The 17,729-nt window shown below is 67.1% G+C and carries 17 protein-coding genes and 1 tRNA gene; 10 read left to right on the top strand and 8 right to left on the bottom strand.

The window, feature by feature from the left end; all coding sequences use genetic code 11:
• Nucleotides 1-212: 212 nt before the first annotated feature.
• Together Q0S71_RS15855 and Q0S71_RS15850 are read left to right on the top strand one after the other, a co-directional pair.
• A complete protein-coding gene (locus Q0S71_RS15855) occupies nt 213-641 on the top strand; it encodes a hypothetical protein (protein WP_295997649.1) in 429 nt (142 codons plus the stop codon).
• The gene (locus Q0S71_RS15850) at nt 638-895 is read left to right on the top strand and encodes a hypothetical protein (RefSeq protein WP_295997646.1); all 258 of its coding nucleotides are present in this window, start codon (nt 638-640) and stop codon (nt 893-895) included. Before Q0S71_RS15855 ends, Q0S71_RS15850 begins: the two co-directional genes overlap by 4 nt.
• Before the next feature lie 66 nt (nt 896-961).
• Here the strand turns inward: Q0S71_RS15850 and Q0S71_RS15845 are convergent, their stop codons facing one another.
• Entirely contained in the window at nt 962-1,207 is a 246-nt protein-coding gene (locus Q0S71_RS15845; RefSeq protein WP_295997642.1) for a hypothetical protein, read from the bottom strand.
• A 241-nt stretch (nt 1,208-1,448) separates the two neighbouring features.
• On the opposite strand from Q0S71_RS15845, the gene Q0S71_RS15840 reads away from it, so the two are divergent.
• Nucleotides 1,449-3,995, top strand: a complete 2,547-nt coding sequence (locus Q0S71_RS15840; RefSeq protein WP_295997639.1) for a DUF4214 domain-containing protein — start codon at nt 1,449-1,451, stop codon at nt 3,993-3,995.
• Nucleotides 3,996-4,142: 147 nt separating this feature from the next.
• Here the strand turns inward: Q0S71_RS15840 and Q0S71_RS15835 are convergent, their stop codons facing one another.
• Nucleotides 4,143-4,355 (bottom strand): hypothetical protein, encoded by a 213-nt coding sequence (locus tag Q0S71_RS15835; RefSeq protein ID WP_295997636.1) that lies wholly within the window; start codon nt 4,353-4,355, stop codon nt 4,143-4,145.
• A 140-nt stretch (nt 4,356-4,495) separates the two neighbouring features.
• Between Q0S71_RS15835 and Q0S71_RS15830 the strand changes: the two genes are divergently transcribed.
• From Q0S71_RS15830 to Q0S71_RS15810, 5 genes are all read left to right on the top strand, one after another.
• Nucleotides 4,496-5,128: a glutathione S-transferase family protein gene (locus Q0S71_RS15830; RefSeq protein WP_295997633.1), complete on the top strand. Its 633-nt coding sequence runs from the start codon at nt 4,496-4,498 to the stop codon at nt 5,126-5,128.
• A 200-nt stretch (nt 5,129-5,328) separates the two neighbouring features.
• Nucleotides 5,329-7,926, top strand: coding sequence for a DUF4214 domain-containing protein (locus Q0S71_RS15825; protein ID WP_295997632.1), 2,598 nt, complete (start codon nt 5,329-5,331; stop codon nt 7,924-7,926).
• Between the two features lie 68 nt (nt 7,927-7,994).
• Nucleotides 7,995-8,483: a CoA-binding protein gene (locus Q0S71_RS15820; RefSeq protein WP_295997630.1), complete on the top strand. Its 489-nt coding sequence runs from the start codon at nt 7,995-7,997 to the stop codon at nt 8,481-8,483.
• Complete coding sequence (locus Q0S71_RS15815) at nt 8,480-9,316, top strand: PPK2 family polyphosphate kinase (protein WP_295997628.1); 837 nt, start codon at nt 8,480-8,482, stop codon at nt 9,314-9,316. The genes Q0S71_RS15820 and Q0S71_RS15815 overlap by 4 nt, the downstream gene beginning before the upstream one ends.
• A gap of 65 nt (nt 9,317-9,381) precedes the next feature.
• Nucleotides 9,382-10,833: an NAD-dependent succinate-semialdehyde dehydrogenase gene (locus Q0S71_RS15810; protein ID WP_295997625.1), complete on the top strand. Its 1,452-nt coding sequence runs from the start codon at nt 9,382-9,384 to the stop codon at nt 10,831-10,833.
• A 13-nt stretch (nt 10,834-10,846) separates the two neighbouring features.
• Here Q0S71_RS15810 and Q0S71_RS15805 read toward each other — a convergent pair whose 3' ends face one another.
• Nucleotides 10,847-11,932 carry a poly(3-hydroxybutyrate) depolymerase gene (locus Q0S71_RS15805; protein WP_295997623.1) on the bottom strand — a complete coding sequence of 362 codons (1,086 nt, stop codon included), beginning with the start codon at nt 11,930-11,932 and terminating at the stop codon, nt 10,847-10,849.
• Nucleotides 11,933-12,116: 184 nt separating this feature from the next.
• Here Q0S71_RS15805 and Q0S71_RS15800 point away from each other — a divergent pair, with 184 nt between their 5' ends.
• Nucleotides 12,117-12,719, top strand: coding sequence for a glutathione peroxidase (locus tag Q0S71_RS15800; RefSeq protein WP_295997619.1), 603 nt, complete (start codon nt 12,117-12,119; stop codon nt 12,717-12,719).
• A gap of 73 nt (nt 12,720-12,792) precedes the next feature.
• On the opposite strand, the gene Q0S71_RS15795 is transcribed toward Q0S71_RS15800, so the two are convergent.
• The 3 genes from Q0S71_RS15795 to Q0S71_RS15785 are packed head-to-tail and all read right to left on the bottom strand — an operon-like array spanning nt 12,793 to nt 16,060.
• On the bottom strand, nt 12,793-14,703 hold the full coding sequence (locus tag Q0S71_RS15795) for a chorismate-binding protein (RefSeq protein ID WP_295997616.1): 1,911 nt from the start codon (nt 14,701-14,703) through the stop codon (nt 12,793-12,795).
• A gap of 17 nt (nt 14,704-14,720) precedes the next feature.
• Nucleotides 14,721-15,299 carry a nucleoid occlusion factor SlmA gene (gene slmA, locus Q0S71_RS15790; RefSeq protein ID WP_295997613.1) on the bottom strand — a complete coding sequence of 193 codons (579 nt, stop codon included), beginning with the start codon at nt 15,297-15,299 and terminating at the stop codon, nt 14,721-14,723.
• A 32-nt stretch (nt 15,300-15,331) separates the two neighbouring features.
• On the bottom strand, nt 15,332-16,060 hold the full coding sequence (locus Q0S71_RS15785) for a pyrimidine 5'-nucleotidase (RefSeq protein ID WP_295997611.1): 729 nt from the start codon (nt 16,058-16,060) through the stop codon (nt 15,332-15,334).
• 30 nt (nt 16,061-16,090) lie between these two features.
• On the opposite strand from Q0S71_RS15785, the gene Q0S71_RS15780 reads away from it, so the two are divergent.
• Entirely contained in the window at nt 16,091-17,035 is a 945-nt protein-coding gene (locus tag Q0S71_RS15780; protein WP_295997609.1) for a TraB/GumN family protein, read from the top strand.
• A 38-nt stretch (nt 17,036-17,073) separates the two neighbouring features.
• On the opposite strand, the gene Q0S71_RS15775 is transcribed toward Q0S71_RS15780, so the two are convergent.
• Together Q0S71_RS15775 and argB are read right to left on the bottom strand one after the other, a co-directional pair.
• Nucleotides 17,074-17,148: transfer RNA gene (locus Q0S71_RS15775), tRNA-Thr, on the bottom strand.
• A 64-nt stretch (nt 17,149-17,212) separates the two neighbouring features.
• On the bottom strand, nt 17,213-17,729 hold a 517-nt coding region (gene argB / locus Q0S71_RS15770; RefSeq protein ID WP_295997605.1), incomplete at its 5' end, for an acetylglutamate kinase.

Here is a 17,729-nt window from a genome sequence, read left to right as displayed (position 1 = left end):
GTCAACCGGGTTGATGAATTCTTGCCTTGGAACTGCAACTTACCAGCAGCTCTCTGAGATTACGCCGCTTCCCAGCGGTGTGACGCCATCATCGATCAAATTACCAACCCACTCAAGACGTCACTGGGCAGACGCTTACGACTGAACCGCCCAGCCGTGCGGTAGTGGCACACGCCCGGCGCGATGCGCGGTCCAACAGCATGGAGACAGGTATGTCGAAATTCTTCGAATATTTTAAAGAGAACATGGACGGGCTCGGTCTGCCCTGTCCTGAGTCCTTGTTCGCCACACAAGCGCTGGCGGTCCAGACGGTCAAGACGCTGATCGAATACGTCGAGAAATATGGGCCGCGCACGCTGGTACGCGACCTGGTCGGCGCCGGCACCAGACTGGAAAAACTGGGGCTCTACGCCACCGGCGGCGTGGCGTTTTATACCGGCGCCGTCATCGGCAGCCTGGCCGTGGCGACCGGTCGCACGCTGGCCGGTGGCACCTCGATCGCCGAGGTACTGTCAATCGCGCGCCAGAGCCATATCAACACCCCATGGCTGCCGGCGATGCTGCAGCGCTATCCGGGCTTCGTCAACCCCCAAATAGGCACGCGCAAGATGTACCGCTACGCGGCGCGCCCACATCGATGAGGCGGGTATGGGATCGCCTGACGCTGCTGCTGACGGCGGGTGCGGTGGCCGGCGTCAGCTGGATGCTGATACATCTGCTCGGTTTCTGGGCGCTGTGCTTGTTCTGGATTGTCGCGCTGTCGAGCGACGTCGACTGGGTGGTGCGATTTGTGCGCCGGCGCCGGCGCGACAAGACCGCGGCGCTGCGGCGGCTGCACCGTGTGCTGCGCCGCGTGCGCGACCGCGCGGCGCCGCCGCCGGCGCGTGAGCAATAGCAAGGCGGCCATGCAAGAGACGATGCGGGAATTTAGCGTTTCGTTCTGGCGCGCCGCGCGCCGGCGCTAGTCGCGGAACCAGTACAGCGCGCCGCACAGGGCGGCGCCAATCAGGTACATCAGCCAGGTGGCCGAGATCGCGTAGGGATACAACATCAGCGCCAGGCCTATCCAGCGGGTCTGCGACTGGCCCACCTTGCCGCCGTAGCGGTAGGCCGCCAGGCCGATCAGGCCGAACAGCAGGGCGCCGACCAGGTAGGCCGGCGTCGGTAGCGCGAATCCCAGTGGCTGGGTGGCGTCGATGCTATTCAAGGCGACGGCCTTTCCCATGCGGCCGGCCGCCACAGGCTAATCGGGATAATTTTTTTCTTAGCATAATTTTTTACAACATTGCCGTGACAGTTGAGGTTAAGGTAACAGTTTTCGACCCAGCCACAAGGATACCGTCAAATGGACCGCCGCGTTCCCCTGTTGCACACGCCGCCCGCGTGCGGCCGGCGCAGCGGCGACCATGCGACTGCCCACTGGATCATCATCTTCAACAAGGACATATATGCCTGACTTCGTACCGCGCTTGACCTCTTTGGCAACGATTTGTCCAACCTGGGGCGTGGCGCTGGTGGCGTTGATGCTGTTGAACGGCTGCGGCGGCGACGCCGGGCGGACCGACAATGCCGCGCCGCCAGCGTCCGCGCAGGCGCAACGCCTTGCCACTGCGCCAGTCATATCGCCCACCGTCATTCCTGCACCCTATGCCAATTACACCATCAGCGCCGATGCCGGCGGCGGCTACACGGTCACCGATCAAGCCGGCAGCGGCGGCGTGCAGACCTACCCCAGCGGCACCCGCCTGGCCTTCACCGACCTGACGGTTGAACTCGACAACGACGGCCCGGCTGCCCGCGTCTATCGTCTGTACCAGGCGGCGTTTAACCGCCAGCCCGATTTACCGGGACTGGGTTTTTGGCTCAACTACACCGACGGCGGCGCCAGCATGGTCGATGCCGCCGCCGGTTTTATGATGAGCAAGGAGTTTCACGACCTCTACGGTAATAACCCGACGCCGGATCAGCTGATCGTCAAGCTCTATGCCAATGTCCTGCACCGCGCGCCGGAACCGGCCGGTTACCAGTTCTGGCTCACTGCCATGGCCAACGGCACCACGCCGGCGCAGGCGCTCGATTATTTTAGCGATAGCCCGGAGAACCGGGCTCAGGTCGCGGCCCAAGTCGCGAACGGCGTGGCCTACGTGCCGCTGCGGGTGCCCGGCGTCTACCTGCTGGCCGGTGATGGTATCAGTGGCGGTAACACCGACGGCAGCGCTGCCCAGGCCCGTTTCGACGCGCCGAATGGCCTGACGATGGACAGCTCCGGCAACTTGTACACGGCCGACAGCAACAGCAACCGCATCCGCCGCATCACGCCGCAGGGCCAGGTCACCACCTTGGCCGGCGGCGCGAATTTGTCCGCCAGCGTCGACGGCACGGGCAGCGCCGCGCGTTTCATGTCGCCGAGGAGCATCACCACCGACGGCGCCGGCGTGATGTACGTGCTGGATGGCGCCCGGATCCGCAAGCTGACCCCGGCCGGCGTCGTGACCACCTATGCGGTACTGCCGTCCGCAGCGAATGCCGTCGTGGCCGACCGGAGCGGCGTGCTCTACCTTGCGACGCAAACGGGCATCGCCAAGATCGACACGGCCGGCAAGATCAGCCAGCTGACCCCGCCATACGACGAGTACGGCCATCGCTATACCAGCCTGGCGCTCGACGGCTCGGGCAATATCTATGTCAGCGACGGCTACGCCGGCGTGTTGTACCGGGTCACGCCGGCGAACATCTGGACCGTGGTGGCGGGCCAGCCCGGCGTGACCGGCACCGTGGACGGCAACGGCACGACGGCCAGCCTGTCGGCGCCGACGGCCATGCAGTTCGACACCGACGGCAGTCTGTACTTTGTCGATGCGAGCCAGATCCGCAAGTTCAGCCCGGCCGGCGACGTCAGCACGGTGGCGGGCGCGCTGTGGGGCGGCCTGGACGGTCCCGTGCAGAGCGCCGGCTTCCGCCGGCCGAACGGACTCGTCATCGATGCCGCGCATAATGTGTATCTCGCCGATACCGGCAACAATGTGATCCGCGTGCTGAGCGCGGCCGGCCAGGTGCGCACCCTCGCCGGCACCGCGCCGCTGGCCCGCAGCACCGACGGCAGCGGCGCGCAGGCCCGCTTCCAGGCCATCGGCGGTCTGGCCATCGACGGCGCTGGCCGGGTGCTGGTCGCCGACTATTCTTGCGTGCGCGCCATTTCGGCCGCCAGCCAGGTCAGCACCGTGGCCGGCTCGTGCGCCGTGAGCGGCATGAGCGATGGCCCGGCCGCCACCGCCCGGTTCGGCGGCTTGGGCGGCATCGCCGTCGATGCCGCCGGCACCATCTATGTCAGCGATCAGCACGTAGGCGTGTGCAAGATTGCGGCGGCCGGCACCGTCGGCTATTTCGGTGGCGAGGGCAACCCGGGCACCGGTGTGGCGGCACTAAGCTGGCCTAGCGGCATCGCCGTCGACAACCAGGGCCAAGTGTTCGTGGCCGATGCCGATGCGGGGGATATGCTCGACGCGTCGCTGGTGCGTAATCTCGGCGCCAACGGGCGACGCCTCGGCGATATCAAGGGCCTCGTCGGGTCCTATTTGACCGACGTGGCGTTCGCGCCGAACGGCAGCTTGTATGCCACCGATTTCGGTAACAGCCGTTTGCTGGTCGGCGCGCACGACGCCCAGCGCTTTCAAGTGCTGAACTCCGTCGGCGGCGTGGTTGGCGATGCCGGCGATGCCGACGGCAGCATCGAGACGGCCGCCTTCAACAGCCCGACCGCGCTGGCCGTGGACCCGGACGGCAACATCTATGTGGCCGACACGATGAACCACCTGATCCGCAAGGTCACGCCGGCCGGCGTGGTGACGACGGTGGCCGGCACGCGCGAGCAGTCGGGCACCCGCCTCGGTGCGCTGCCGGGCGGCCTATACCAGCCGAGCGCGATCAAGGTGCTGGACCGGAAAACGCTGATCGTCTCGTCCGGCAACAGCGTGCTGAAGATCGTGCTGCCATAACGGCCGCCTCGGCGGCGACAGACCGGGAGCCGATCTGCTACGCTGGCCCCTTGTACACCGCCCAGAGGACTCCATGACCCCGATCGACCGCATCCTCACCAGCAGCCGCATCGTCGCCGTCGTCGGCCTGTCGGTCGACCCCGAGCGTTACAGCCACCAGGTGGCCGAGATCGCGTAGGGATACAACATCAGCGCCAGGCCCAGCCATTTGGTCTGCGCTTGGCCCACCTTGCCGCCGTAGCGGTAGGCCGCCAGGCCGATCAGGCCGAACAGCAGGGCGCCGACCAGCAGGGCGCCGACCAGGTAGGCCGGCGTCGGCAAGGCGAAGCCCAGCGCCGGGGCGGCGGCCAGCTTATCCACGGGACCGTCCCGTTCGGCTTGCCGCGGACGGCCAAAGTGTTGTTTTTTGTGACATGTTATTTTTTTAGAAGACGGTACCACCAGTTAGCGTTATTGTAATGGTTTCGTCATGGTGACGATCAGCGTTAGGATACCGTCAAATGGACCGCCACGTTACCCTGTTTCACTCGCCGCGCACCCGTTCGACCGGCGCCCTGGTCTTGCTCGAAGAACTGGGCGCCGACTATGAATTGCACGTGCTGAACATGAGCGTCGGCGAACAGCGCCAGAGCGATTACCTGGCCGTCAACCCCATGGGCAAGGTGCCGGCGATTTTGCACGGCGGCGCCCTCGTCACCGAGCAGGTCGCCGTCTACCTGTATCTGGGCGACCTGTACCAGGACGCCAAACTGGCGCCGGCGCTCGACGATCCCCTGCGCGGCCCCTATCTGCGCTGGATCGCCTTCTACGGTTCCTGCTTCGAGCCGGCCATCGTCGACCTGGCCATGAAACGGGCGCCGGCGCAAACCGCCATGTGTCCCTACGGCGATTACGACACCATGCTGCAAACCGTCTCGACCCAGCTGGCCCAGGGCCCTTATCTGCTGGGCGACACCTTCAGCGCCGCCGACGTCTTGTGGGGCACGGCGCTACGCTGGGTCACCGCCTTCGAGCTGGTGCCGAAGACGCCGGTCATCATGGACTATATGGAACGCGTCGGCAGTCGCCCGGCCGCCCAGCGCGCCGCCGCCAAGGACGCCGAGCTGCTGGCGCAGCAGACGCCGCCGCACTAGCGCATCAGCGGCCATAGCGGCCGCTTGCGCGCGCCGTGTCGCCATCGCGATCGCCGCCACCGCCATCGGTCGTCACCGTCGTCACCGTCGTCACTATCGTCACTATCCGACGTCGCACCGCCGCTACCGGACCTTACACAGCCACCCCGGTGGGCGTCACGCTGCGGCCCTTGTCATCTCTACGCAACAACAGGAAATCCATGCATTCGACTCCCTATCGCGCCGTCGTCACGAGCGCGCGCCTGACACTGGCCGCGACACTGGCGGCCGCGCTGCTGCTCAATGGCTGCGGCGGCGGCCGCTCCGGCGACGGTGCGTCCACGCTGCAAGCGCAGGCGCAGCGCCTGAGCGCGGCGGCCCCGGCCGCGACGACCAGCGTGGCCATCGCCGCGCCCTACACCGATTACACTATCGGCGCCAACGGCGACACCACCTACACCGTCACCGATCACATCGGCACGGGCGGCGCACAGACTTACGCCAGCGGCACCCGCCTGGTGTTTGCGGACCAGACGGTGGAACTGGACACCGACGGTCCCGCCGCCCGCACCTACCGCCTGTATCAGGCCGCGTTCAACCGCCAGCCCGATTTGCCGGGGCTGGGCTTTTGGATCGATTACGTCGACGGCGGCGCCGGCATGGTCGACGTGGCGGCCGGCTTCATGATGAGCAAGGAATTTAGCGACCTGTACGGCGCCAATCCCACGCCGGAGCAACTGATAACCGGGCTCTACGCCAACGTCCTGCACCGCGCGCCGGAGCCGGCCGGCTTCCAGTTCTGGATGGCCGCGATGGCCACCGGCACCACACCGGCCCAGGCGCTGAACTATTTCAGCGACAGCCCGGAAAACCAGGCCCAGGTCGCGGCCGCGGTCGCCAACGGCGTCGCCTACATGCCCAAGCTCCAAGCCGGCGTCTACCTGGTGGCCGGCGACGGCCTCAGCGGCGGCGACAGCGACGGCGGCGCCGGCCAGGCCCGCTTCGACGCGCCCAACGGTTTGACGATGGACGCCGCCGGCAACCTCTACACGGCCGACAGCAACGGCAACCGCATCCGTCGCATCACGCCGCAAGGCCAGGTCACCACCTTCGCCGGCGGCTCGAACGTGCCGGCCATCGTCGACGGCACGGGCGGCGACGCGCGCTTCGCCGCGCCGACCAGCATCACCACCGACGGCCTCGGCACTATGTATGTGCTCGACCGCAGCGGCACCCTGATCCGCAAGCTGACGCCGGCCGGCGTGGTGAGCAGCTATGCCGGCTGCTTCGCTCCGCCCGCCTCGCCTTTCCCTCTTTCCACCAGCGCCTGCGATCCGGCCTATCCGGTGCTGCCGTACGCGGCGCAAGCGATCCTGTCGGACGCGAACGGCGTGCTGTACGTGCTGACCGACATCGGCCTGGCGAAGATCGACACGGCCCGCAAGATCAGCCTGCAAGCGGCGCCGCAAGACCAGTATTACCACCACTACACGGGGCTGGCGCTCGACGGCGTGGGCAATGTCTATGTCAGCGATGCCGGCGCCGGCCTGCTGTACCGGGTCGCGCCCACGGGCGGCTGGACCGTGGTGGCCGGCAAGGCCGGTGTCAGCAATACCGTCGACGGCCATGGCACGGCGGCCAGGCTGGCCGCGCCGACGGCCATGCAATTCGATACGGACGGCAATCTGTACTTCGTCAACTTCAACCGGATACGCAAGCTCAGCCCAGCCGGCGACGTCAGCACGCTGGCCGGCACGGCCCAAGCGGGCACGGCCGATGGTCCGCTGGCGGCGGCGACCTTCCGCCAGCCGAACGGACTGGTCATCGATGCCGCCCATGATGTGTATATCGCCGACACCGGCAACAATGTGATCCGCCTGCTGAGCGCGGCCGGGCAGGTGAGCACCGTCGCCGGCAAGGCCCCGGCCACGGTCAGCGCGGACGGCAGCGGCATGCGGGCGCGCTTCCAGGCCGTGCACGGCCTGGCCGTCGACGGCCAGGGCCGGGTGCTGGTGGCCGATGCTTCTTGCGTGCGCGCGATTTCGACGGCCAACCAGGTCAGCACGGTGGCCGGTTCCTGCGCGGTGAGCGGCGCGGTCGACGGCCCGGCCGCCAGCGCCCGCTTCGGCCAGCTCAGCGGTATCGCCGCCGATGCCGCCGGCGATATCTATGTCAGCGACCTGATGATGGAGCGCGTGCGCAAGATCACGGCGGACGGCGCCGTCGCTTACTATGGCGGCGGCTCCTACCCAAGCATCGGCGTGAAGGAATTGACCGAGCCCGACGGCATCGCGCTCGGCGCCGGCGGCCAGGTCTTCGTGGCCGACGCCGTCAACAACCGGGTGGTCAATCTGGGCACGGACGGCTTTTCGCTCGGCGATGTCACCGGCTATGGCTTCCCTTATTTGACCGACCTGGCGTTTGCGCCAGGCGGCACGCTCTACGCCATCGATGCCGCCAACAACCTGGTCTGGCTCGCCGCGCCGGGCGCCAAGCAATTCCAGGCGCTGGGCAATGTCGCCTGGCCGACGAGCGGCGACGCCGACGGCACCCTCGGCACGGCCGCCCTGAACGGGCCGCGCTCGCTGGCCGTCGACCCGGCCGGCAACGTCTACGTGGCCGACACCACGAACCACCTGATCCGCAAGATCACGCCGGCCGGCGTGGTCACGACGGTGGCCGGGACGCGCGGCCAGTCGGGCACGCGGACCGGCGCGCTGCCGGGCGGCCTGTACCAGCCCACCGCCATCAAGGTGCTGGACATGCATACCTTGCTCGTCAACTCAGGCAACAGCGTGCTCAAGATCGTGCTGCCATAGAAAGCCCCGGCCGCTCGCGGGCGACAGGCAGCGTCCCGATCTGCTACGCTGGGCGCTTGTACACTGCAATGAGCGCCCCTATGGACCTGATCGACCGCATCCTCACCAGCAGCCGCATCGTCGCCGTCGTCGGCCTGTCGGTGAATCCCGAGCGCTACAGCCACCAGGTGGCCGCCTATCTGCAGACGCACGGCTACCGCATCGTGCCGGTCAATCCGGTGTACGCCGGCCAGGCCATCCTCGGCCAGCGCTGCTGCGCCTCGCTGGCCGAGGCGGCCGACGCGCTGGCCCAGGCCCGCATCGACATCGTGGCCTGCTTCCGCCAGCCGGACCAGATCCCGGCCATCGCCCGCGACGCCATCGCCATCGGCGCCCGCTGCCTGTGGATGCAGCTCGATATCGTCAACGAGGAAGCGGCCGCCAGCGCGCGCGCCGCCGGGCTGGAGGTGGTCATGAATGCCTGTCTGATGATAGAACACCGGCGCCTGCGTCATCAGCGCGACGCGGATGGCGCCGCCGCGCTGGCCATGGGCGCCGCCGCCGGAGTCGCGCCATGAGCGCTCTCGACCGCTTCCGCCTGCCGAAAAAATTCAAGCTGCGCGAGCAGGACGCCGACGACGCCGGCCTGTCCAGCCGCGCCGCCGATCCCGATTTGAGCAAGTCCGACGCCAAGGCGCTGGACCGCGAACAGATGGCGCGCCTGATCGCCCAGATCGACACCTTGCAAACCAAGCTCTACGCGCAGCGCCAGCGCAAGGTGCTGCTGGTGTTGCAGGGCATGGACACGTCCGGCAAGGACGGCACCGTGCGCGCGCTGTTCAGCCAGATCAGTCCCATGGGCTTGCGCGCCGTCGGCTTCAAGCAGCCGACCGACATCGAACTGGCGCACGACTACCTGTGGCGCATCCACCAGCAAGTGCCGGTCAAGGGCGAGATCGTCGTCTTCAACCGCAGCCACTACGAGGACGTGCTCATCACGCTGGTGCAGGAAATGATAGACGCCGACGAAGCCAAGCGGCGCTACGCACAGATCGCCGACTTCGAGCGCATGCTCAGCGAAACGGGCACCACCATCGTCAAGATCTTCCTGCACATTTCCAAGGACGAACAGCGCGAGCGCCTGCAAGCGCGCCTCGACGATCCGGAAAAACAGTGGAAGTTCGATCCCAACGACGTGGTCCAGCGCAAGAAATGGGATGATTACCAGCGCGCCTACGAACAGGCGCTGACGGCGACCGACGCCGACCACGCGCCATGGTATGTGGTGCCGGCCAATGCCAAGCCGAAGCGCGACCTGGCGGTCGCTTCCATCCTGCTCGCCACGCTCGAACAGATGAAGCTCGACTTCCCCGAGTCCGATCCCAAGCTGGCCAAGACCATCATCGAATAGGCACCGCCGCGGCATCGTCCTGGCGTACTGGCGGCGCCCATCACAACCCAGCAACGGAGCACCCCATGCAATTGAACGACCCCACCCTGCTGCGCCAGCAAGCCTATCTGGCCGGCGCCTGGCAGCACGCCGACGGCGGCGCCACGCTGGCCGTCGCCAACCCCGCCACCGGCGAACAGATCGGCACGGTGCCGAAGATGGGCCGGGCCGAGACGGCGCGCGCCATCGCCGCCGCCAACGCGGCCTGGCCGGCCTGGCGCAGGAAGACGGCCAAGGAGCGCGCCGCCATCTTGCGCGCATGGTACGAGCTCATCATGGCCAACGCCGCCGACCTGGCGCTGCTGATGACCACCGAGCAGGGCAAGCCGCTGGAAGAATCGCGCGGCGAAGTGGCCTACGGCGCCTCCTTCATCGAATGGTTCGCCGAAGAGGGCAAGCGCGTCGCCGGCGAGACGCTGGCCTCGCCGTGGCCGGACCGGCGCATGGTCGTCACGCGCGAGCCCATCGGCGTGTGCGCCGCCATCACGCCGTGGAATTTCCCGATCGCGATGATTACCCGCAAGGTCGGCCCGGCGCTGGCGGCCGGCTGCACCATGGTCTTGAAGCCGGCCGAGTCGACCCCGTTTTCCGCGCTGGCGCTGGCCGTGCTGGCCGAACGGGCCGGCGTGCCGGCCGGTGTGTTCAGCGTCGTCACCGGTGATCCCCGGGACATCGGCGCCGAAATGACGGCCAACCCCACGGTGCGCAAGCTGAGCTTCACCGGCTCGACCGCCGTCGGCCGCCTGCTGATGGAACAGTGCGCGCCGACGATCAAGAAACTGTCGCTGGAACTGGGCGGCAACGCGCCCTTCATCGTCTTCGACGACGCCGACCTCGACGCGGCCGTCGACGGCGCCATCGCCTCGAAATACCGCAACGCCGGCCAGACCTGCGTCTGCGCCAACCGCATCTACGTGCAGGACGGCGTCTACGAACAGGTCGCCCGCAAGCTGGTGGTGGCGGTCGCCGGGCTCAAGGTCGGCAACGGCGTCGAGGCCGGCGTCACGCAGGGGCCGTTGATCGACGAGAAGGCCGTGCAAAAGGTCGAGCTGCACGTCGCCGACGCGCTGGCCAAGGGCGGCCGCCTGCTGGCCGGCGGCCGGCGCCACGCGCTCGGCCACAGCTTTTTCGAGCCCACCATCATCGCCGACGTCACGGCCGACATGATCGTCGCGCGCGAAGAAACCTTCGGCCCGCTGGCGCCGCTGTTCCGCTTCCACACCGACGACGAGGCCGTGGCGCTGGCCAACAGCAGCGAGTTCGGCCTGGCCGCCTATTTTTATACGCGCGACATCGGCCGCGTGTGGCGCGTCGCCGAAGGCCTGGAGAGCGGCATGGTCGGCGTCAACACCGGCTTGATCTCGAGCGAAGTGGCGCCCTTCGGCGGCGTCAAGCAATCGGGCCTGGGCCGCGAAGGCTCGACCCACGGCATCGACGACTACCTCGTCATCAAATACATCTGCATGGGCGGCATCTGAGGGGCGGCATGGCTCAGTGGCTGCCGCGCGGCGCGGCGAGGCGGTCGATCATGGCCTTCACCGCCGTCATCTGGATGCCGGAGCGCGCGTAAAAATCGGGCAGGAAGGGATCGACGTCGGAGTAGCCCCAGAAATCCCAGCAGCCGTTCGGATTGTAGGGATAGACCCGGCTCACCGCCGCCTGCGGATACAGCATGATGATGCGGTTGCTGTCGGCCAGTTCGTTGTAGCCCGTGTGCGCGTAAAAGCGGTTGCCGATCGCGCTGACGTCTTGCAGGCAGCCGTGGAAGGCGACGTGGATGCGGCAGCTTTGCGTGTTGCACGCCGCCGGCACGTAGGCGTAGGCGGTCTGGTTCATGCTCGAATACGGCCCCTTGATGAAACTGCGCTGGTTGAACGCGACGATCTTGCCGCTCAGGGTCGCGGCCGGCGGATTGAGTCCCGCGTACAAAAAATTGAGCATGTCCTGCGACTGCACGAAGCCGCAGTTGTTGATGAACGGCGACGCCGTCTGCCCGCAGGCGACATCGCCGCTCTGGCTGGTGATGATGGCGTGGCCGGCGTCGACATTGCTGAGGTAGCGCAGGTTCGCCGCCGGCACGCCGGCCAGCTGATAAAACCGCGCCGTCTGGTCCACCACCGCGCGCGTCACGGTCTGGTCGTTGCGGCCGCTGAAAATATACACTTTTTGATTTTGCAGGTGGGCCGTGTCGTCGATCACGCCGCGCTGCGCCACCAGCTGCGCCCACCGCCACAGCGCCGCCGCGTCGGGCGGATCGACGCCGGCCGACGCCGGGTTGCCGCACACCGTCATCGCGTTGACCAGATAGGGGATGTAGGGCGGCACGCCGGGCTCGGTCGAGCAGCCATACGGGCCGGTGCCGATCAGCGCCACACCCTTGATGGTGGCCGAATACGCGACCGCGAATTGCCCGGCCATGTAGCCGCCCGAGGACAGGCCCGACACCGTGGTCTGGCCGGGGTCGGCCTGATAGCCGCCCAGTTCCGGCGCCTGGGCCGCCGCCGCCGTGGCAGCGATGAACAAGCCGAGCAGGGCGGGCAGCAGGCGGGCGTAGGGAGAAAATGAGTGGCGCGGCATGATCGGCTTTCGCGGTGAGGGACGAGTCCAATCCGCCAGCATAGCGAGGCTGGACGGATGGCGGTTTTCGTTTGCATGGAGCATTGATGTAGATCAATCGGCGTCGGCGGCGTTTGTTGTCAACGCGGTACGATGCTTAGGTTTAGAATGGCTTTTTCCCTTATTCCATCACCGAGCCATCAACATGACCAAGACCCTTGCCACTTTCTTTACCGCGCTCTCTTTGGCCGGCTTCGCCGCCGCGCCGGCGTACGCGCAGCAGCCGGCCGCGCCGGTAGCGGCGGCCCCGGCGGCGCCCGCCGTCAGCTGCCCGGCGATCCTGAAGCAGACCTTCAAGCGTTTGCAGGACGAAGCGCCGCAGGACTTGTGCCAGTACGCCGGCAAGGTGGTGCTGGTGGTGAACACGGCCAGCTATTGCGGCTTCACCAGCCAGTATCAGGGACTGGAAGAGATGTATGCCAAATACGGCAGCCAGGGCCTGGTGGTGCTGGGCTTCCCGTCCAACGATTTCGGCCAGCAAGAGCCGGGCAACAGCAAGGAGATCGCCGATTTTTGCTACAACACCTATGGCGTGAAATTCCCGATGTTCGCCAAGTCGTCGGTGTCCGGCTCGGCGCCCAATCCGCTCTACGTCAACCTGATTAAAATCACCGGCAAGACGCCGGCCTGGAACTTCCACAAATATCTGATCGACCGCAACGGCAAAGTCATCGACAGCTTCCCGAGCAAAGTCACGCCGGCCGACAAGCAGTTCGTCGGCGCCGTCGAAAAGGCGCTGGCGATGTAATCAGGCAGTAGGGAGGCTGGCCGGTAGGCGGCAAATGTCCGCCTACCGGCAGGCGGCAGCGTAGGGCCGTCCTCTATACCGCCAGCGTCGCTGTCAACACACCGCGCAACGCGTTGCAGACAACCACCTCCCGCGCCGCCATCAGCATCGGCCGCGTGATGACGCGCTCCTCCACCGCCCACGCCGCGTCGTCGAGCAGCACGCCGCGCATCACGCCCGGCAGCAGGCCGCATGCCAGCGGCGGCGTGTACCAGCGGCCGTCTATCCGCACCAGCACATTGCTGCGGCCACCCTCGGTCAACTCGCCGCGCTCATTGAAGAACAGCATATCGAAGGCGCCCTGCGCTTCGGCGTCGCGCCAGGCCGCATCGTAGCGCGCGCGGATAGTCGTCTTGTGGCGCAGGAAAACGTCGCCGGCGCAGCTGGCATCGGGCGCCAGCAGCAGCCGCACCGGCTGCGCCACCGGGTGCAGCGGCGCGTGCTGCACCGAGTAGGCACCCGACTGGCTCAACGCCAGCCGCAGTCGATGCGCGCCGCCGCCCAGCGCCGCGCAGGCCGCGTCGATATACGCCTGCGCCGCCGCACCATCATAAGCGAAGCCGAAGTACGCGGCCGATGCCGCCAGCCGCCGCAAATGCCGCTCCGCGTGGCGCACGCCGGCGGCGCTGGCGTGCATGGTTTCAAACAGCTCGAACTCGTGGGACAGACCGGTTAAAAACCGCGCCTTCAGGCGGCACTCGGCGAATTCGTCGAGCGCGTCGCTGTCGAAGACGATGCCGGCGCCGACGCCCATTTCTCCCTTGCGTACGCCGGCCGCGCCCTCGCTGGCCGCTTGCAGCGTCAGCGTGCGGATCGGCACCGACAGGCAAAAATCGCCGACGCCGCCGACGCCGCCGACGCCGCCGACGGTAAACGACCCGGCATCGGCGGCCGGCGGATCGAACCATCCTATCGCGCCGGTGTAGACGCCGCGCGGCGCCGCTTCCAGTTCGGCGATGATTTCCATGCTGCGCCGCTTGGGCGCGCCGGTGATCGAGCCGCAGGGATAGAGCGCCGAAAAAATCTCGGCCAGCGTCGCATCGGGCCGCAGCAGCGCCGTCACCGTCGACGTCATTTGCAACACGCTGCTGTAGCACCGCACCTCGAACAGCGCCGGCACCGCGACCGTGCCGGTGACGGCGATGCGGCCGATATCGTTGCGCAGCAAATCGACGATCATCAGATTTTCGGCGCGGTTCTTCGGATCGGCCGCCAGCGCGGCGGCGCGGCGCTGGTTTTCTTCGCGCTGCCGCGACGGCGCGGCCGGCGCCGTGCCCTTCATCGGCCGCGCCGTCAGCTCGCCCCGCGCGTGGCGCGCGAACAGCTCCGGCGACAGCGACAGCACGGCGCCGCCGTCGTCGAACGCGATCAGCGCGCCGTAGGGCACCGGCTGGCGCGCGCGCAGCCGCGCATACAGCGCCGGCAGCGTGCCGAAGGCGTCGAAGCGCAAGCGGTAGGTGTAATTGACCTGGTAGGTGTCGCCGGCTTCGATGTAATCGTGGATGCGCGCCAGCGCCGCCGTGAACGCGTGCTGGTCGACGTCGGCGCGGATCTGCGCGATGCCGGCCGGCCGCTCGATCGGGAAGGAACGCGCCGCCAGCCATTCGCCCACCGCCGCCGCCGACAGCAACTGGCAGCGCTCGAACAGCAGCACCCGCGCCAGCGGCACGGCGGGGCCGCTCGCGCCCGTGTCGGGACGCGCCGCCATCCCCTGCAGATGCGCGCCCAGTTCATAGCTGCACACCGTCACCGCATACTGGCCGCGCGCCAGCGCCTGCTGCATGTCGTCCAGCAGCCGCGGCCACTGCGCGCCATCGTGGCACACCAGCGTCGCCGCGTGGCCCGTGTACAGGCGCGATGGCGATGCTGATTGCGCGCCGCCGCCATCATCGGGGCCGGCGGGGCTGGCGTCGTCCAGCAGCGCGTAGACTTCGGTGCTCGTCATCGGCATATCGGTCGTCATCATCCCAGCAGCAGCGCGATGTGCAGCGCCGCGTCCTGCGCCGGATTGTGTTTGAAGCCGCTCTTGGCGTAGCGGTGCCAGCGTCCCGCCACAAAGCTCACCAGCAGCGCGGCGCGGGCGGCGCTGTCGGCCTCGGGCAGCTGGCCGGCGGCGGCGGCCATGCGCAGGGCGTTTTTCAGCGCCAGTTCGACGCGGTCGTAAAACTGGTTCATGCGCTGTTGCAGGCGCTCGTCCTCGTTGACCAGCGCGTCGCCGATCAGCACCCGCGTCATGCCCGGATTGGCGCTGGCGAATTGCAGCAGCATGGCGACGATGGCGCGCGCCTGCGCCAGGCCGTCGTCGTCGTGCTGCTCGCCGATCTGGTTGATGAAGCCGAACACGGTGGTCTCGATAAACTCGATCAGCCCCTCGAACATCTGCGCCTTGCTGGCGAAGTGGCGGTACAGCGCCGCCTCGGAAAACTCCAGCTTGCGCGCCAGCGCGGCGGTGGTGATCTTGTCGCCCTTCGGCTGCTCCAGCATCGCGGCCAGGGCCTGGAGGATTTGCAGCCGGCGCTGGCCCGGCGGTGTGCTTGCCATAGTGTCTCTATCGGTGAGTGAACGGGGGCGTTTCAGCGCAGGCGGTGCAAGCGGCCCGGCAGCTGCCTGACGGATTTTACTTTGACATCGACGTAAGCGGGGCGTATCAGCCGCGCCGGCGCATGCGTGTGCGCCGGCCCGCTCCCGGTCGCCCTCAGGTATTGCGTGATCCACGCCGTGCGCATGCCGAGCGCCTTGGCGCTGCGCAGGTTGGCCAGCGTGTCTTCGACCAGGATGCAGCGGCCCGGCGTGAGCCGGTGGCGCCGCATCAGCGCGCGCAGCATCAGCTTCGACGGCTTGGGCCGCAGCTGGCCGTGCACCCGCATCGCCTCGACGGCGATGTGCTGCGTGAAGTGGCGCTGCAAGCGCAGGTGGCGCAGCACCGCGCGCGAATAATGGCGCGGCGCGTTCGTCAGCAGGATTTTGCGGCCGGGCAGGCGGCGCAATAGCTGGCCCAGTCCCCGTTCGGCGCGTATCATTTGCGCCAGGTCGGGGAAGTCGTGGGTCTCGCCGAGAAAATGCGCCGGCTTGACGTCGTGGTGATTGACCAGGCCCATCATGGTGGCGCCGTAGCGCTGCCACCAGCGCGTGCGCGCGGCGGTCACGGTCGCCTCGTCGGCCGGCGTGACGCCGTCGCCGAGCACGCGGGCGATGTAGTGGTTCATCTTGGCCACGATGGCCGGGAAGATCGCGTGCGAGGCGTGGTGCAGCGTGTTATCGAGATCGAACAGCCAGACCGGCGTTGAGCGTTTATTTTTCACGAAGTTTTCAGCCTGATTTTCAAGGATGCCATGCGACGCCAGATTATAGTGATGTTCTGCGGTTTATTCTGCCTCGCGTTCGATCCCGCCCGCGCCGCCGAGCCGCCCCTGCCGGTTTCCGTGCCCGCCGTCGCCGCGGCGATACCGAATCACGGCGCCCTGTTCAAGATCACGCAGGACGGCAGCGCCCACACACTGTACCTGTTCGGCACCATCCACGTCGGCGCCGCCGATTTTTATCCGCTCGAACCGCGCCTGTCGGCCGCGCTGAAAAAGGCCACCGTGCTGGCGCTGGAGATCGATCCGCTGGGCGACGCCAACAAGATGGCGCGCGCGATGCAGCAGTATGGCATGGCGCACCATGGCGATCCCACCCCGGCCCAGCTGCCGCCGGCCTACCGCGCCCAGCTCGACGCGCTGCTGCGCAAATTCGCGATCCCGCCGGAGACGGCGGCCGCGCTGCAACCGTGGATGCTGGCCAGCGTGCTGACGGTCAGCGAATTTTCCGCCCAGGGTTACGACACCGCGCAGGCGGTCGACGCGTGGCTGGCCAAGCAGGCGCACGCGCGCCACCAGCGGGTGCTGGAACTGGAATCGGTGGCCGCCCAGATGGCGCTGTTCAGCCACCTGAGCGCCGACGAGCAGCTGTTGTTTTTGAAGGAGAGCATAGACTCCATCGACGACCACGAACAGGCCGACCAGGCGCGCCAGATCGCCCAGGCCTGGCGCGACGCCGACATCGCGGCGCTCGACGCGCTGGCGCAAAAGGCGGCCGACGACGATACCTTTTCCGGCCGGTTTGTGCAAAAAATCCTGCTCGACGGGCGCAACCCCGGCCTGGCCGAGAATATCGCGAAATTACTGGCGCGGGAAAACAACAGCGTCGCCGCCATCGGCGTGCTGCATCTGGTCGGCGTGGGCAGCGTGCCGGAATGGCTGCGCAAACGCGGGCTGGCCGTCGAGCGGATTTATTGAAGCGTATCGATGAAAGCGGGGGAGGGTGGAACGGGAGATGGTGCCCTTTACGTGGATTGAACACGTGGCCTCTCCCTTACCAAGGGAGTGCTCTACCACTGAGCTAAAAGGGCAAACCGGTGTGGCGACGCGCCGCCAAAACGAGCAGCGTGGGATAAAACCCGCGTCGCCGTTTTTTCAGTGCGAACGGATCATAGTGCCAAAAGCTTGTTCGGTCAACACTTCGAGCAATAAAGAGTGCTCGATGCGGCCGTCGATGATGTGCACCGTGTTCACGCCCGATTTGGCCGCGTCCAGCGCCGATGAAATTTTAGGCAGCATGCCGCCCGAAATCGTCCCGTCGGCGAACATCTCGTCGATCTCGCGCGCCGACAAGTCGGTCACCAGGTTGCCCTGCTTGTCCTGCACGCCGGCGATGTTGGTCATCATGATGAGCTTTTCGGCCTTCAGGATTTCGGCGATCTTGCCGGCGACGACGTCGGCGTTGATGTTGTAGGCCTGGCCGTCCTGGCCGAAGCCGATCGGCGAAATGATGGGGATGAAGGCATCGTCCTGCAGCGCCTTGACGACGGCCGGATTGATGGCGTCGATCTCGCCGACGAAGCCGATGTCGAGGACCTGGCCCGGGTTTTCCTTGTCCGGCCTGGCCATTTTTTTGGCGCGGATCAAGCCGCCGTCCTTGCCGGTCAGGCCC

This window comes from Rugamonas sp. (assembly GCF_025354735.1).
Classification (GTDB): Bacteria; Pseudomonadota; Gammaproteobacteria; order Burkholderiales; family Burkholderiaceae_D; genus Rugamonas.
The sequence above is the reverse complement of the archived record's forward strand: the minus strand, read 5'-3'. Positions and strand labels throughout refer to the sequence as shown.